A 15,078-nucleotide genomic window follows, 5' to 3' on the forward strand; every position below is an offset into this window, starting at 1 on the left:
TAATCATCAATGGCAAAAATGCTGCACAACCTGAGTGATAAGCGCATGAGTCGGCTTAATAAATGCGGTATCAATAAACTCGTCTGGCTGATGCGCCTGATTGATGGATCCAGGCCCTAACACCAGCGTCGGGCACAACTGCTGGATAAACGGCGCTTCGGTGCAGTAATTCACCACTTCTGTCGGCACGCCCAGTAGCTTCTCCACCACTTTGACCAGTTCATGATCGGCCGGGCATTCGTAACCGGGAATCGGCGGATGCAGCTCACCCACAGTCAGACGGCCTGGCCAGCGCGCGCTCACCGGTGCCAGCGCTTCATTGAGTAAACCGTCGAGATCGCTCAGCGTCAGTCCCGGCAGCGGACGGATATCCATATGCAGCTCACAGCAGGCGCAGATGCGGTTCGCCGCGTCGCCGCCATGGATATGGCCAAAGTTCATGGTCGGATAGGGAATGGCGAAGCCGTCATGGTGATAGCGCTCTTTCAGCGTATTACGCAGCTGCATCAGCTGAGTAATGGATTCATGCATCAGCTCGATAGCGTTCACGCCGCGCGCCGGATCGCTGGAATGACCGGACTGACCCTGAATGCGGATGGCGTGCGACAGGTGGCCTTTGTGGGCGCGCACCGGTTTCAGCGACGTCGGTTCGCCGATGATGGCGCAGTCCGGCCGCAGCTGGGTCGATTCAGAGAAGTATTTCGCGCCGGCCATCGTGGTCTCTTCATCGGCGGTGGCAAGGATGTACAGCGGTTTGCTGAGCTTCGTCACGTCAACGTCACGCAGCGCATCAAGAATAAAGGCAAAGAAGCCTTTCATGTCGGCGGTGCCTAAGCCGTACAGCTTGTTGTCGTGTTCGGTCAGGGTGAAGGGATCGCGCGTCCAGCGGCCGTCGTCATACGGCACGGTGTCGGTATGGCCCGCCAGCAGTAGGCCACCTGCGCCGCTGCCGCTGCGCGCCAGCAGGTTGAATTTGTGGCGTGTACCCGGCACCGGCTGGACTTCCACGCTGAAGCCGAGATCGCGGAACCAGCCCGCCAGCAAATTGATTAAAGTTTCATTGCTCTGATCCAGCGCGCTGTCGGTGGCGCTGATCGACGGTGTTGCAATCAGCTGGCGGTAGAGTTCGATAAAAGGTGGAATTTTTGTCTTCACTGTTGACGGTCCCTGGGTTAGGATGTATCAATATTAATGCATTAATAGTGAATAAAAATACATTAACGTCGTCTGCATGTGAACTGAAAAAAGCTGCAAACGGCATCGTGGGCAACGGGGCAATGCCGCGACCCGATACGTGTGACTGTAATAAGGTATACAGCCTGATGTTGAATACGCTGATCGTTGGTGCCAGTGGTTATGCTGGCGTAGAGCTTGCCACCTACCTGAATCGCCACCCGCATATGAACATAACCGCTTTGGCGGTTTCAGCGCAAAGCCCGGATGCCGGAAAGTTACTCTCCGATCTCCATCCGCAGCTGAAAGGCAGGGTCGATTTGCCATTGCAGCCGCTGGGTGATGCCGCAGAGTGGGCCGGCAAGGTCGATGTGGTGTTCCTCGCCACCGCACACGAAGTCAGCCACGATCTGGCCCCGGAATTCCTGAAAGCCGGCTGCGTGGTGTTCGACCTCTCAGGCGCGTTCCGCGTTAACGACGACGGCTTTTATCAACAGTATTACGGTTTCAGCCATCAGCACCAGGCGTGGCTCGACAAAGCCGTTTACGGCCTGGCCGAATGGAACCACGAGCAGATTAAAGACGCGCAGCTGGTGGCGGTGCCGGGTTGCTATCCGACCGCCGCGCAGCTGGCGCTTAAGCCGCTGATTAAGGCTGGCCTGCTTAATCCGGCTCAGTGGCCGGTAATCAATGCCACCAGTGGCGTCAGCGGTGCCGGGCGTAAAGCCAGCGTCACCACCAGCTTCTGTGAAGTCAGCCTGCAGCCGTACGGTCTCTTCAATCACCGTCACCATCCGGAGATTGTGGCCCATCTCGGCACGCCGGTGATCTTCACGCCGCATCTCGGTAATTTCCCGCGCGGCATTCTGGAAACCATCACCTGTCGTCTGAACGCCGGCGTGAGCCAGCAGGATGTGGCGGCGGCGTTCCACAGCGCTTACCACGATAAACCGCTGGTGCGGCTGTACGACAAAGGCGTACCGGCGCTGAAAGCGGTGGTTGGCCTGCCGTTCTGCGATATCGGCTTTGCCGTGCAGGGCGAGCACCTGATTGTTGTCGCAGCGGAAGACAACCTGCTGAAAGGCGCCTCCTCACAGGCGGTGCAGTGTCTCAATATTCGTTTCGGCTTCCCCGAAACGCTGTCTCTGATTTAACGGACGGATAACCTGACCATGAGCAATCCTCTGATCATTAAGCTGGGCGGCGTACTGCTGGATAGCGAAGAAGCGCTGGCGCGTCTGTTTGATGCCCTGCTGGCGTACCGCACGCAGTATCAGCGTCCGCTGATCATCGTCCACGGCGGTGGCTGCCTGGTGGACGAGCTGATGAAGAAACTGGCGTTGCCGGTGAAAAAGAAGAACGGTTTGCGCGTGACGCCAGCCGATCAGATCGACATTATTACCGGTGCGCTGGCCGGCACCGCCAACAAAACGCTGCTGGCATGGGCGAAGAAGTACGGCATTGGCGCAGTGGGTTTATGCCTCGGCGATGCCGGCCTGGTGAACGTGGCACAGTTCGATGAGGAGCTGGGGCATGTCGGCAACGCCACGCCGGGCAATCCGCAACTGCTGAATACGCTGCTGGACGCGGGCTATATGCCGGTGATCAGCTCGATTGGCATCACCGACGGTGGTGAACTGATGAACGTCAACGCTGACCAGGCTGCGACTGCACTGGCCGCGACCATCGGTGCCGATCTGGTGCTGCTGTCGGACGTCAGCGGTATTCTCGACGGCAAAGGTCAGCGCATCGCCGAGATGACCGCAGCCAAAGCCGAGCAGCTGATTGCCCAGGGCATTATTACCGATGGCATGATTGTGAAAGTGCATGCGGCGCTCGACGCGGCGCGTACGCTGGGCCGCCCGGTGGATATTGCCAGCTGGCGTCATGCTGAACAGCTGCCAACCCTTTTCAACGGCGTGTCGATTGGCACCCGGATTCTCGCATAATCAAGGATTACGACATGAGCACGCAAAACATCAAAAAAATCGTTCTGGCTTACTCGGGCGGTCTGGATACCTCGGCCATCATTCCCTGGCTGAAAGAGAACTACGGTGGTTGTGAAGTAGTGGCGTTCGTGGCCAACATTGGTCAGGATCCGGCCGATCTGGAAGGCGTAGAGAAGAAAGCGCTGCAGTCGGGCGCGTCTGAGTGCCACGTGGTCGATCTGCGTGAAGAGTTTATCAGCGAATACGTTTACCCGGTGCTGCAGACCGGTGCGCTGTACGAAGGCACCTATCTGCTGGGCACCTCAATGGCGCGTCCTATCATCGCCAAAGCGCAGGTTGAACTGGCGCTGAAAGTGGGCGCAGACGCGCTGTGCCACGGCGCAACCGGTAAAGGCAACGATCAGGTGCGTTTCGAAACCACCTATACCGCGCTGGCACCGCAGCTTAAAGTGGTGGCGCCATGGCGTGAGTGGAACCTGCGTTCGCGTGAAGCGCTGCTGGATTACCTGAAAGAGCGCAATATCCCGACCACCGCGTCGCTGGAAAAAATCTACAGCCGTGATGAGAACGCCTGGCACATCTCGACCGAAGGTGGCGTGCTGGAGAGCCCGTGGAACGCGCCGAACAAAGATTGCTGGGTGTGGACCGTCGATCCGCTGGAAGCGCCGGATCAGCCCGAAAATGTCACTGTCAGCGTGGAGAAAGGCCAGGTTGTCGCGGTGAACGGTGAGAAACTGAGCCCGTTCCAGTGTCTGGAAAAACTCAATGCGCTGGGAGCGAAACACGGCGTGGGCCGGATTGATATCGTGGAAAACCGTCTGGTGGGCATCAAATCACGCGGCTGCTACGAAACCCCTGGCGGCACCATCATGGTCAACGCACTGCGTGCGGTTGAGCAGCTGGTACTGGATCGCGACAGCTTCAAATGGCGTGAACAGCTGGGTCAGGAGATGTCTTACGTGGTGTATGACGGCCGCTGGTTCGCACCGCTGCGTCAGTCAATCCAGGCCGCTGCCGCATCGCTGGCAGAGCTGGTGAACGGGGAAGTGGTACTGCAGCTGTACAAAGGCCAGGCCACGGCGATCCAGAAAAAATCGGCGAACAGCCTGTACTCAGAAGAGTTTGCCACCTTCGGCGAAGACGAAGTGTACGATCACCGTCACGCGGGCGGCTTTATCCGTCTGTTCTCGCTCTCTTCACGCATTCGCGCGCTGAACGAGCAGAAGAAGTAACACCGGCGGCAGGCGACATATTTTGCAGGGGCGGCTTCGGGCCGCCCTTTGTTTAACAGATTCAGGAGCAAACAGATGGCACTTTGGGGCGGACGTTTTTCACAGGCGGCAGATCAACGGTTTAAACAGTTCAACGACTCACTGCGGTTTGACTACCGCCTGGCGGAGCAGGACATCATCGGTTCGGTGGCCTGGTCAAACGCGCTGGTAACGGTAAACGTGCTGAGCAGTGAAGAGCAGCAGCAGCTGGAAGCCGCGCTGAATGCGCTGCTGGAAGAGGTTCGCGCCAACCCGCAGCAGATTCTGCAGAGCGATGCCGAGGATATTCACAGCTGGGTGGAAGGCAAGCTGATCGACAAAGTCGGCGCGCTGGGCAAAAAGCTGCACACCGGGCGCAGCCGTAACGACCAGGTGGCGACCGATCTCAAACTGTGGTGTAAAACGCAGGTGGCACTGCTGCTGGAAGCCACGCGCGAGCTGCAGTCGGCGCTGGTAGCCACGGCTGAGGCCAATCAGGATGCCGTGATGCCGGGCTACACCCACCTGCAGCGGGCGCAGCCGGTGACGTTTGCCCACTGGTGTCTGGCCTACGTTGAGATGCTGGCGCGCGACGAGAGCCGTCTGCAGGATACGCTGAAGCGGCTGGACGTCAGCCCGCTGGGCTGCGGCGCGCTGGCCGGTACTGCTTATGAGATCGACCGTGAGCAGCTGGCCGGCTGGCTCGGCTTCGCCTCTGCCACGCGTAACAGCCTGGATACCGTGTCCGACCGCGATCACGTGCTGGAGCTGCTGTCTGATGCCTCGATTGGCATGGTGCACCTGTCGCGCTTCGCTGAAGACATGATCTTCTTCAACACCGGTGAAGCCGGCTTTATTGAGCTGTCCGATAAAGTGACGTCAGGCTCATCGCTGATGCCGCAGAAGAAAAATCCGGACGCGCTGGAGCTGATCCGCGGCAAGTGCGGTCGCGTGCAGGGCGCACTGACCGGCATGATGATGACGCTGAAAGGGCTGCCGCTGGCGTACAACAAAGATATGCAGGAAGACAAAGAAGGGCTATTCGATGCGCTCGATACCTGGCTTGACTGCCTGCATATGTCAGCGCTGGTGCTGGACGGCATTCAGGTGAAGCGTCCGCGCTGTCAGGAAGCCGCCGAGCAGGGTTACGCTAACTCGACCGAACTGGCCGATTATCTGGTAGCCAAAGGCGTGCCGTTCCGCGAAGCGCACCACATTGTCGGCGAAACCGTGGTGGAAGCGATCAAACAAGGCGTCGCGCTGGAAGCATTAAGTCTGGCGCAGCTTAAGCAGTTTAGCGCGGCGATCGGGGAAGATGTTTATCCGGTGCTGTCGCTGCAGTCTTGTCTCGATAAGCGTAACGCGCGCGGCGGCGTGGCACCACAGCAGGTGGCGCTGGCGATTGGCGAAGCGAAGCAGCGCTTAAACCTGGCGTAATGCGCGCCAGGAAATTTCTTTCGCAAAAAAGAGACAATTCTTGATCGGCCTGGCGTGAAGAGTTCTTAAAGTGTGCTCGCAGTTAATTTGGAGAACATAAATGAGCACTTCACGCTTTGGCTACCCTTTCTTTCCTCTGGAGCCGGCCGTTGAAAACCAGGTTCCTGTCACCTTCGATTCCGCCTCGGTGAATGACGGCGGTTTTATTGTCGATGGCGAAATCACCCGCGATACGCGCCCTGCGCTGAACGGCTATGCCGGCCGTGGCGTCACGCTTGAGTGTTACCATCACGGCGAGTTAGTGGGCAGCACGCTCAGCGATGCTCAGACCGGCTACTTCAGTTTTACGCTGCCTGCCGCGCTGGCGGGCGGGAGTCATCAGTTCGTGGCACAGGTGGCGGCAATGCCGCAGAGCGCCAGCGCGCCCTTCACGCTGATCGTCGAAGACGCTGGTTTTGTACCGGTCACGTTAACCGCCATGCACAGCGGCACGCAGTTTATCTGGCCGGAAGAGAGCACTACGCAAACCCAGCCGACTTTTTCCGGTAAAGGCCAGCCCGGCAGCCGGGTTGAGCTGTTTGATAACGATGAGCCGCTCGGCAGTGCGCTGGTCGATAGCGATCACAAATGGACCTTTACGCCGTCTCATGCGCTGGCCGCTGGCGAGCATCAGATCGTGGTGACATGCGGCGCAGGGAATGTCAGTGCGCCGGTCAGCCTGATTGTGGCGGAGGATGTTACGGCGGACGACGCGCGGCTGATGGAGCTCAGCGGCCTGCATCTGCACGATTTGCTGGCCAGCGTGCCGGTTAACCTGTTTCAGGACGCGGAGCTTAACCCGACTACGCAGCAGTATGAGCTGGTGCTGAATAATGACGATCTGCAGCAGGAGCTGACGCAGTCCGGTATCGTCGGCCACTCCCTGGTGCTGACGGAGCAGGATTTGCAGCAGTTGCTGGGTGATGTGCCACTGTGATGCAGAGGCAAAAAAAAGCGGGCTTTAAGTAGCCCGCCAACCTCTAGCTTCGGAATTACATATAGTTATAGGCACATCATCAAAGGGCTGGCACTCCCGGCCAACTCAGTGATTTCGTGAGCAGGTTGCAGGTGCTGCTCCAGATTGTTGTTGTTGCGTGTCTGCATTAGCCGCTTTAACAATCTGTGGTCTTAATCAGATGGCCGGTATTATTCCTGTTCACCGCTTGATAGGGCTAATCGTTCATTGCTATTCTATCTATCGCCACGGGCTATCGTGGTTTGGAGGCTATCAATGAACATTCGTGATCTGGAATATCTGGTTTCGCTGGCGGAACATCGCCACTTTCGTCGTGCCGCTGATGCCTGTCATGTCAGCCAGCCGACCCTGAGCGGGCAGATTCGCAAGCTGGAAGATGAACTGGGTGTGATGCTGCTGGAACGGACCAGCCGTAAGGTGCTGTTTACTCAGGCTGGACTGCTGCTGGTGGATCAGGCGCGAACCGTGCTGCGTGAAGTGAAGGTACTGAAGGAGATGGCTAGCCAGCAGGGCGAAACCATGTCCGGGCCGCTGCACATTGGTCTGATTCCGACCACCGGTCCCTATCTGCTGCCGCATATTATTCCGATGCTGCATCAGACCTTCCCGAAACTCGAGATGTATCTGCACGAGGCGCAAACGCAGCAGCTGCTGGCGCAGCTCGACAGCGGTAAGCTCGACTGCGCGATTCTGGCGCTGGTAAAAGAGAGCGAAGCTTTTATTGAAGTGCCGCTGTTTGATGAGCCGATGAAGCTGGCGATCTACCAGGATCACCCGTGGCACGATCGCGATCGCGTGCCGATGTCGGATTTGGCCGGTGAGAAACTGCTGATGCTGGAAGATGGTCACTGTCTGCGCGATCAGGCGATGGGCTTCTGCTTCGAAGCCGGCGCTGATGAAGATACCCATTTCCGCGCGACCAGTCTGGAAACGCTGCGCAACATGGTAGCAGCCGGCAGCGGTATTACTTTGCTGCCGTCGCTGGCGGTGCCGAATGAGCGCGTACGTGATGGCGTGTGCTATCTGCCGTGTTACAAACCGGTGCCGCAGCGCACCATCGCGCTGGTGTATCGTCCGGGATCGCCTCTGCGCAGCCGCTATGAGCAGCTGGCAGAAGCAATTAAAACCCACATGCAGGGTTACCTGGACCGTTCGTTAAAACAGGCGGTTTAAGCCGTTTAACGCCGCCACGCGGTAGGCTTCGGCCATGGTGGGGTAGTTGAAGGTGGTGTTCACGAAATACTCAATCGTGTTACCGCCGTTCTTCTGCTCCATGATGGCCTGGCCGATGTGAATGATCTCCGCCGCACGCTCGCCAAAGCAGTGAATACCCAGAATCTCTTTGGTTTCGCGGTGGAACAGGATCTTCAGGCTGCCGACGTGCATGCCGACAATCTGCGCGCGCGCCAGATGCTTAAACTGTGCACGGCCCACTTCATACGGCACTTTCATCGCCGTCAGCTGCTGTTCGGTTTTGCCGACGGAGCTGATTTCCGGAATGGTGTAAATCCCGGTCGGGATATCTTCAATCAGGTGCGCGGTGGCTTCCCCTTTGATGATCGCCTGCGCGGCAATGCGGCCCTGATCGTAAGCGGCAGAGGCCAGGCTCGGGTAGCCAATCACGTCGCCCACCGCATAGATATGCGGCTGTGCGGTCTGATACATACTGTTCACTTTCAGCAGTCCACGGCCATCGGCTTCCAGCCCGACGTTTTCCAGCGCCAGTGAATCGGTATTACCGGTACGGCCGTTAGCGTACAGCAGGCAATCGGCTTTGACCTTTTTGCCGGACTTGAGGTGCATGATGACGCCATCGCTGACACCTTCAATCTTCTCAAACTCTTCGTTGTGACGAATCACCACGCCGCTGTTCCAGAAGTGATAAGAGAGCGAATCAGACATCTCCTGATCGAGGAACGCCAGCAGGCGATCGCGGGTGTTGATCAGGTCAACCTTGACGTTAAGACCGCGGAAAATCGACGCATATTCACAGCCAATCACGCCCGCACCATAAATGATGACGTGGCCGGGTTCATGATGCAGGTTGAGGATGGAGTCGGAGTCGTAAATGCGCGGATGGGTAAAATCGACGTCCGCCGGATGATACGGGCGGGAACCACAGGCGATGACAAACTTCTCTGCGGTTAAGCGCTCGCGCGTGCCGTCTGGCTGTTCCACTTCGATGGTGTTGGCATCAACAAAATGGGCGTCGCCCTGATAAAGCTCACAGCGGTTACGCTCGTAAAAGCCCTGACGCATGGCAGTCTGCTGGCTGATGACGTTCTCAGTATGATTCAGAATGTCGGCGAACGAGGAGCGCAGGAGTCGGGTGTGATCGCTATAAAGAGGGTTTTGATTGAACTCGATGATACGGCTGACAGCGTGACGCAGAGCTTTGGAAGGGATGGTTCCCCAGTGAGTACAACCGCCGCCGATGTTGTGGTAGCGTTCGATCACTGCAATGCGCGCTCCCTGCTTCACCAGCCCCATCGCCGCACCTTCGCCGCCCGGACCGGAGCCAATCACAATGGCATCGTAATCGTAAGACTTTTGCATACCAGTACGTCCTATGTTTCTATACATTTTTACAACGAGATTCTAACATCTCGCCGCGCACATCTGAATTCTAACAGCGTAAATTGGCAAAGTTTGACAATCAGTGAGGTTAACAGGCGGTCACAAACTTTGCGCCGCTGTACGCTGAAAAGTTTGTTATAGTGCCTGCCTGATTACTCACAAGGCCGGGAAAATGGGCGTTCGAGCGCAACAAAAAGAACGTACACGACGTTCACTGATTGAAGCGGCATTCAGTCAGTTAAGTGCAGAAAGGAGTTTTGCCAGCCTGAGTTTACGCGAAGTGGCACGCGAAGCCGGCATTGCACCGACCTCGTTTTACCGTCACTTTCGCGATGTGGATGAACTCGGCCTGACGATGGTTGATGAAAGTGGCCTGATGCTGCGCCAACTGATGCGCCAGGCGCGCCAGCGCATTGCCAAAGGCGGCAGCATCATCAAAACCTCGGTCGCCACGTTTATGGAGTTCATCGGGAATAATCCCAACGCTTTTCGTCTCTTACTACGCGAGCGCTCCGGCACGTCAGCGGCTTTTCGTGCGGCGGTCGCGCGGGAGATTCAGCACTTTATCGCTGAACTGGCCGACTACCTTGAGCTGGAAAACCGCATGCCGCGCAGCTTTACCGAAGCGCAGGCGGAAGCGATGGTGACGATTGTGTTCAGCGCCGGCGCGGAAGCGCTGGATGTGGATATCGAACAGCGGCGCAAACTGGAAGAGCGTCTGGTGCTGCAGCTGCGAATGATCGCCAAAGGCGCGTATTACTGGTATCGCCGGGAGCAAGAGCGCCTGGCGGTTACCCTGGAAACCCCCGAAGAGTAATGTGATAAGGATAATGAAATGATTGAGCAAAACCCTCGCGATAAAGGAACGCTGTTACTGGCTTTTATCACCGGTTTAGCTATCAACGGCTCCTTTTCGGTGCTGTTCAGCACCTTTGTTCCCTTTTCGATTTTCCCGCTGATCGCCCTTGGCCTTGCCGCGTGGTGTCTGCATCAGCGCTATCTCAACCGCAATATGCCGGACGGCATGCCTTCGCTGGCGGCGGCATTTTTTCTGCTGGGGATTCTGGTGTACAGCGCGCTGGTGCGTGCCGAATATCCGGATATCGGGTCTAACTTCATCCCGACCATTCTGATGGTGGCGCTGGTGTTCTGGATCGCCATGCGCTTTCGCCGCGGCAAGAACAAGCACTGAAAACAATCACGGGAACCGCAGGGTTCCCGTTTTTTTTAGGCTTTGCGCGTCAGTAACACACCGCATTCCATATGGTGGGTGTAAGGGAACTGGTCAAACAGCGCCAGCCGCGTGATGTTATGCGTGGCACTCAGTACGCTGAGGTTGTCGCACAGCGTCTGCGGATTACAGGAAATATAGAGAATACGCGGATAGGCCTGTACCATCTTCACCGTCTCGTCATCCAGCCCGCTGCGCGGCGGATCGACAAAGATGGTCTCGCACTGATAGCTGTTGAGATCGATGCCTTCCAGACGGTTAAAGCTGCGCACGCCGTTCATCGCCTGGGTAAACTCTTCGGCTGCCATACGAATAATTTGCACGTTGTCGATGTGGTTGGCCGCGATGTTGTACTGCGCCGAAGCCACCGACGGTTTGGCGATTTCCGTCGCCAGTACGCGGCGGAAGTTACGCGCCAGCGCCAGCGAAAAGTTGCCATTACCACAGTACAGCTCCAGCAGATCGCCGCGCGAATCTTGCGTCACGTCCAGCGCCCACTCCAGCATCTGAATATTCATCGCCGCATTCGGCTGAGTGAAGCTGTTCTCCACCTGACGATAGATCATCTCCTGGCCGGCTACCGGCAGGCGCTCATCGACGTAATCGCGATCGAGACAGATTTTGGTTTTCGTGGCACGGCCAATCAGCTGCACATCAAACCCTTCTGCACGCAGGCTATCGCGCAGCGCAGTCGCGGCTTCGGTCCAGTCGGCTTCCAGCTTGCGGTGATACAGCAGTGAAATCACGATCTGGTTGCTGAGGGTGGAGAGATAATCGATCTGGAACAGTTTAAAACGCAGCGCGCGATTATCGCGGATCGCGGCGATCAACTTTGGCATCAGCGTGTTGATCAACTGGCTGGCCGCCGGAAACTGATCGACGCGGATACGCTGTTTGGTCTCTTGATCGAAGATGATGTGATAAAGATCGTCACCGTCGTGCCAGATGCGGAATTCGGCGCGCATACGATAGTGGCTGACCGGCGAGCGGAACACCTCCTCGTCGGGCGCTGCGTAGGGGGCCATCATCGCCTGTAAGCGGCTGACTTTTTCCGCCAGTTGCGCGTCGTATTGTTCAATCGGGAGTTGTTCGGGTGTCATCTTCAATCCTGGTGTTAAGCCTGCCTGCCGGGCGATTGTAGGCATTCACCTGCTGATGTCCAGTCCCAGACGGTGCAGGAAGGCTGGCAGTCTGGATTTCCGGCCTTCTTAAACGTAGACTGCGGCTGCCGGCCTCCTTGAGTTAAAAGGGAATCCAGTGTGAATCTGGAGCTGACGCGCAGCGGTAAAAGAATGTCGTGGTGATTGCAATTGCAGACACTGTCCTCGCGGATGGGAAGTCTTCACCACTTATGATTCCCAGCCCGAAGACCTGCCGGTGTGACGTCGCAACTTCTGAGATCATCGCGTGCTATCGATCCCGGACCTGCGGCATCCTGCTTCGTCTTTTGGATGCTATAACAATGAAAACAACACACGCTTCGCTGTTTGCCTTTAGTGCAACGGCGTTGTCGCTCTGGGCGCAATCTGGCTACGCGCAGCAGAATGATGATACGCAAATCGTTACCGCCAACCGGTTTTTGCAGCCGGTTTCCTCCGTTCTCGCGCCGACGACAGTCGTGACCCGCGACGATATCGATCGCTGGCAGGCGAAAAGCCTGACGGACGTCATGCGTCGCCTGCCTGGCGTGGACATCGCGCAGAACGGTGGCCTCGGCCAGTTGAGCTCGCTGTTTGTGCGCGGCACCAACTCCAGCCACGTACTTATACTCATCGACGGTATCCGGCTAAACCAGGCGGGTGTGTCCGGATCGTCTGATTTAAGCCAGATTCCGCTTTCTCTGATCCAGCGCATCGAATATGTGCGCGGTGCGCGCTCGGCGGTGTATGGCTCCGATGCGATTGGCGGCGTGGTGAACATCATCACCGGTCGTGATAAGCCGGGCACGACGCTGAGCGCGGGCGTGGGCTCGAAAGGCTATCAAAACTATGAAGGTTCTACCCAGCAGCAGCTGGGGGCAGCCACGACGCTGACCGTGGCGGGCAACTACACCTATACGCGCGGCTATGATGTGGTGGCGAACCTGCCGGATGTGTATGGCGATCCGGCGCAGAAAGATCGCGATGGCTTCATGAACAAGACACTGTATGGCGCGCTGGAGCATCAGTTCAGTGACGGGTTGAGCGGCTTTGTCCGCGGCTACGGTTTTGACAACCGTACGGCCTACGACGGCACCTACAGCTACGATAACAGTTTCAACATCAATGGATTAAACGATACCCGCCAGCTCTACAGCCAGACCTGGGACAGCGGCCTGCGTTACAGCAACGACATTTATTCGACGCAGCTGATCGCCAGCTACAGCCGCAGCAAAGACTATAACTATGATCCGCGTACAGGCCGCTACGGCCCGTCGACCACGCTGGATGACAGCAAGCAGTACAATGTGCAGTGGGGTAATACGTTGCAGGTGGCGCAGGGCAGCGTAAGCGCGGGCGTGGACTGGCAGAAACAGACCACGGAACCCGGCACGGCTTACGTGGCTGACAGTACTGAGCTGCGTAACACCGGCATTTATGCCACCACCCAGCAGCAGCTGGGCAGCGTAACGCTGGAAGGCGCGGTACGCGGTGACGACAACAGCCAGTTTGGCTGGCACGGCACCTGGCAGGGCGGGGCGTCATGGGCGTTTGTTGATGGCTATAGCGTGTTTGCCAATTACGCGACGGCGTATAAAGCGCCTCGTCTCGGCCAGTTGTATGGTTCTTATGGCAACAGCGACCTGAAGCCGGAAGAGAGTAAACAGTGGGAAGCGGGCTTCTCTGGCCTGACCGGGCCGGTAAACTGGCGCGTATCCGGTTATCGTAACGATATCGATAATCTGATTGATAGCGATCCCACCACGTATATCTATTACAACATCGATAAAGCGCGCATTAAGGGCGTAGAAGCCACGGCGTCGTTCGATACCGGTCCGCTTAGCCATCAGATTTCTTACGATTATGTCGATGCGCGCGATGCTGAAACCGATCAACCGCTGGTGCGCCGTGCGAAGCAGCAGGTGAAATACCAGCTCGACTGGACGATTTATGAGTTTGACTGGTCACTGACCTATCATTATCTCGGCGATCGCTATGATACGGATTACAACCACTCCTTTACCCCGCAGCGCGTCAAACTGGGCGGTGTAAGTTTATGGGATCTGGCAGTTTCGTATCCGGTCACATCACAGCTCACCGTTCGTGGTAGAATTGCCAACCTGTTCGATAAAGACTACGAGACAGTGTATGGCTATCAAACTCCAGGAACGGAGTACTATCTCAGCGCCAGCTACAGCTTCTGATTTGCGCCCCACCGTGCTGGTGTTTGATTCCGGCGTCGGTGGGCTCTCCGTCTATGATGAGGTCCGGCAACTGCTGCCGGGCCTGCACTATCTCTATGCCTTCGATAATGCCGGCTTCCCTTACGGTGAAAAAAGCGAAGAGTACATTGTTGAGCGGGTCGTGGCGGTGGTGGAGGCTATCGTGCAGCGCGTGCCGCTGGCGTTAGTGGTCATCGCCTGTAACTCCGCCAGTACTGTATCGCTGCCAGCATTGCGTCAGCGCTTTGAATTCCCGGTCGTTGGCGTCGTGCCTGCGATTAAACCGGCGGCCCGTCTGACGCGTAACGGCGTGGTCGGCCTGCTGGCCACGCGCGGCACGGTGAAACGACCTTACACCCATGAGCTGGTGGCGCAGTTTGCGCGCGAATGTAAAATCGAAATGCTGGGGTCGGCGGAACTGGTCGAACTGGCGGAAGCCAAACTGCACGGAGAAACGGTGTCGCTGGACGATGTGCGTCGCGCAGTACAACCGTGGCTGCGTATGAAAGAGCCGCCGGATACCGTGGTGCTGGGTTGTACCCATTTCCCGCTGTTACGTGAAGAGCTGCAGCAGGTGTTGCCTGATGGCACCCGGCTGGTGGATTCGGGCGCAGCCATTGCACGGCGCACCGCCTGGTTGTTAGAGCACGAAGCGCCTCAGGCGCGTTCCAGCGGACAGAATGTGGCATTTTGTACGCGTATGGATGACGAAGTGGTGCAATTATCACCGGTTTTGCAGCGTTATGGCTTCCCGCTGCTGGAAAAACTGGCGATTTGACGGGCTTTCGCCGAAAAAAACAGCACTCGAAAATTAATTTGCATTTAGCCCTTGTCAGCCCGAAAGAACTCCCTATAATGCGCCTCCACTGACACGGCACAACGGCTTACGAAGCGCCCTGTTAGTGAGGTGGCCCTTAACGGCAACCTTCAGAAAAGCAAAAATAAATGCTTGACTGAGAAAGCGGAAAGCGTAATATACGCATCCCGCGCCGCTTGAGAAATCGCGGCACTGCTCTTTAACAATTTATCAGACAATCTGTGTGGGCACTCGCAGGATTGATATCACAAGCCTACGGGCTTTAAAA

At 57.1% G+C, this 15,078-nt stretch carries 13 protein-coding genes and 1 riboswitch; of the genes, 10 read left to right on the top strand and 3 right to left on the bottom strand.

Going from position 1 to position 15,078, the window contains the following annotated elements:
* Window positions 1–6: 6 nt before the first annotated feature.
* Window positions 7–1,155 carry an acetylornithine deacetylase gene (gene argE, locus C1N84_RS00435; RefSeq protein ID WP_021506832.1) on the bottom strand — a complete coding sequence of 383 codons (1,149 nt, stop codon included), beginning with the start codon at window positions 1,153–1,155 and terminating at the stop codon, window positions 7–9.
* Between the two features lie 167 nt (window positions 1,156–1,322).
* Between argE and argC the strand changes: the two genes are divergently transcribed.
* The 6 genes from argC to oxyR all read left to right on the top strand — a co-directional run bounded on the left by argC (window position 1,323) and on the right by oxyR (window position 7,997).
* The gene (gene argC, locus C1N84_RS00440; protein ID WP_021506831.1) at window positions 1,323–2,327 is read left to right on the top strand and encodes an N-acetyl-gamma-glutamyl-phosphate reductase; all 1,005 of its coding nucleotides are present in this window, start codon (window positions 1,323–1,325) and stop codon (window positions 2,325–2,327) included.
* An 18-nt stretch (window positions 2,328–2,345) separates the two neighbouring features.
* Window positions 2,346–3,122: an acetylglutamate kinase gene (gene argB / locus C1N84_RS00445; protein ID WP_021506830.1), complete on the top strand. Its 777-nt coding sequence runs from the start codon at window positions 2,346–2,348 to the stop codon at window positions 3,120–3,122.
* Window positions 3,123–3,136: 14 nt separating this feature from the next.
* On the top strand, window positions 3,137–4,354 hold the full coding sequence (locus tag C1N84_RS00450; RefSeq protein ID WP_021506829.1) for an argininosuccinate synthase: 1,218 nt from the start codon (window positions 3,137–3,139) through the stop codon (window positions 4,352–4,354).
* 75 nt (window positions 4,355–4,429) lie between these two features.
* On the top strand, window positions 4,430–5,809 hold the full coding sequence (argH, locus tag C1N84_RS00455) for an argininosuccinate lyase (protein WP_264441860.1): 1,380 nt from the start codon (window positions 4,430–4,432) through the stop codon (window positions 5,807–5,809).
* A gap of 100 nt (window positions 5,810–5,909) precedes the next feature.
* The gene (locus C1N84_RS00460; protein ID WP_125310729.1) at window positions 5,910–6,785 is read left to right on the top strand and encodes an Ig-like domain-containing protein; all 876 of its coding nucleotides are present in this window, start codon (window positions 5,910–5,912) and stop codon (window positions 6,783–6,785) included.
* Between the two features lie 294 nt (window positions 6,786–7,079).
* Window positions 7,080–7,997 carry a DNA-binding transcriptional regulator OxyR gene (gene oxyR / locus C1N84_RS00465; protein ID WP_021506826.1) on the top strand — a complete coding sequence of 306 codons (918 nt, stop codon included), beginning with the start codon at window positions 7,080–7,082 and terminating at the stop codon, window positions 7,995–7,997.
* Here the strand turns inward: oxyR and sthA are convergent.
* A complete protein-coding gene (sthA, locus tag C1N84_RS00470) occupies window positions 7,980–9,380 on the bottom strand; it encodes a Si-specific NAD(P)(+) transhydrogenase (RefSeq protein WP_021506825.1) in 1,401 nt (466 codons plus the stop codon). The two genes, oxyR and sthA, sit on opposite strands and share 18 nt — an antisense overlap.
* Window positions 9,381–9,573: 193 nt before the next feature.
* Here sthA and fabR point away from each other — a divergent pair, with 193 nt between their 5' ends.
* Window positions 9,574–10,218, top strand: coding sequence for an HTH-type transcriptional repressor FabR (gene fabR / locus C1N84_RS00475; protein ID WP_031279587.1), 645 nt, complete (start codon window positions 9,574–9,576; stop codon window positions 10,216–10,218).
* A gap of 18 nt (window positions 10,219–10,236) precedes the next feature.
* The gene (locus tag C1N84_RS00480; RefSeq protein ID WP_264441861.1) at window positions 10,237–10,593 is read left to right on the top strand and encodes a YijD family membrane protein; all 357 of its coding nucleotides are present in this window, start codon (window positions 10,237–10,239) and stop codon (window positions 10,591–10,593) included.
* A 35-nt stretch (window positions 10,594–10,628) separates the two neighbouring features.
* Here C1N84_RS00480 and trmA read toward each other — a convergent pair whose 3' ends face one another.
* Window positions 10,629–11,732 carry a tRNA (uridine(54)-C5)-methyltransferase TrmA gene (gene trmA, locus C1N84_RS00485; RefSeq protein WP_394541697.1) on the bottom strand — a complete coding sequence of 368 codons (1,104 nt, stop codon included), beginning with the start codon at window positions 11,730–11,732 and terminating at the stop codon, window positions 10,629–10,631.
* Between the two features lie 112 nt (window positions 11,733–11,844).
* A riboswitch (cobalamin riboswitch) is annotated at window positions 11,845–12,026 on the top strand.
* A 68-nt stretch (window positions 12,027–12,094) separates the two neighbouring features.
* On the opposite strand from trmA, the gene btuB reads away from it, so the two are divergent.
* Window positions 12,095–13,975, top strand: coding sequence for a TonB-dependent vitamin B12 receptor BtuB (gene btuB, locus C1N84_RS00490; RefSeq protein ID WP_264441862.1), 1,881 nt, complete (start codon window positions 12,095–12,097; stop codon window positions 13,973–13,975).
* Complete coding sequence (murI, locus tag C1N84_RS00495) at window positions 13,920–14,771, top strand: glutamate racemase (protein WP_040679621.1); 852 nt, start codon at window positions 13,920–13,922, stop codon at window positions 14,769–14,771. The genes btuB and murI overlap by 56 nt, the downstream gene beginning before the upstream one ends.
* Window positions 14,772–15,078: the final 307 nt, after the last annotated feature.

It is taken from the genome of Pantoea sp. SGAir0418 (assembly GCF_043529865.1).

Coding starts and splice junctions, on each gene's coding strand:
- argC (WP_021506831.1), top strand. CDS start 1,323: ATGTTGAATACGCTGATCGTTGGTGCCAGTGGTTATGCTGGCGTAGAG.
- argB (WP_021506830.1), top strand. CDS start 2,346: ATGAGCAATCCTCTGATCATTAAGCTGGGCGGCGTACTGCTGGATAGC.
- C1N84_RS00450 (WP_021506829.1), top strand. CDS start 3,137: ATGAGCACGCAAAACATCAAAAAAATCGTTCTGGCTTACTCGGGCGGT.
- argH (WP_264441860.1), top strand. CDS start 4,430: ATGGCACTTTGGGGCGGACGTTTTTCACAGGCGGCAGATCAACGGTTT.
- C1N84_RS00460 (WP_125310729.1), top strand. CDS start 5,910: ATGAGCACTTCACGCTTTGGCTACCCTTTCTTTCCTCTGGAGCCGGCC.
- oxyR (WP_021506826.1), top strand. CDS start 7,080: ATGAACATTCGTGATCTGGAATATCTGGTTTCGCTGGCGGAACATCGC.
- sthA (WP_021506825.1), bottom strand. CDS start 9,380: ATGCAAAAGTCTTACGATTACGATGCCATTGTGATTGGCTCCGGTCCG.
- fabR (WP_031279587.1), top strand. CDS start 9,574: ATGGGCGTTCGAGCGCAACAAAAAGAACGTACACGACGTTCACTGATT.
- C1N84_RS00480 (WP_264441861.1), top strand. CDS start 10,237: ATGATTGAGCAAAACCCTCGCGATAAAGGAACGCTGTTACTGGCTTTT.
- trmA (WP_394541697.1), bottom strand. CDS start 11,732: ATGACACCCGAACAACTCCCGATTGAACAATACGACGCGCAACTGGCG.
- btuB (WP_264441862.1), top strand. CDS start 12,095: ATGAAAACAACACACGCTTCGCTGTTTGCCTTTAGTGCAACGGCGTTG.
- murI (WP_040679621.1), top strand. CDS start 13,920: ATGGCTATCAAACTCCAGGAACGGAGTACTATCTCAGCGCCAGCTACA.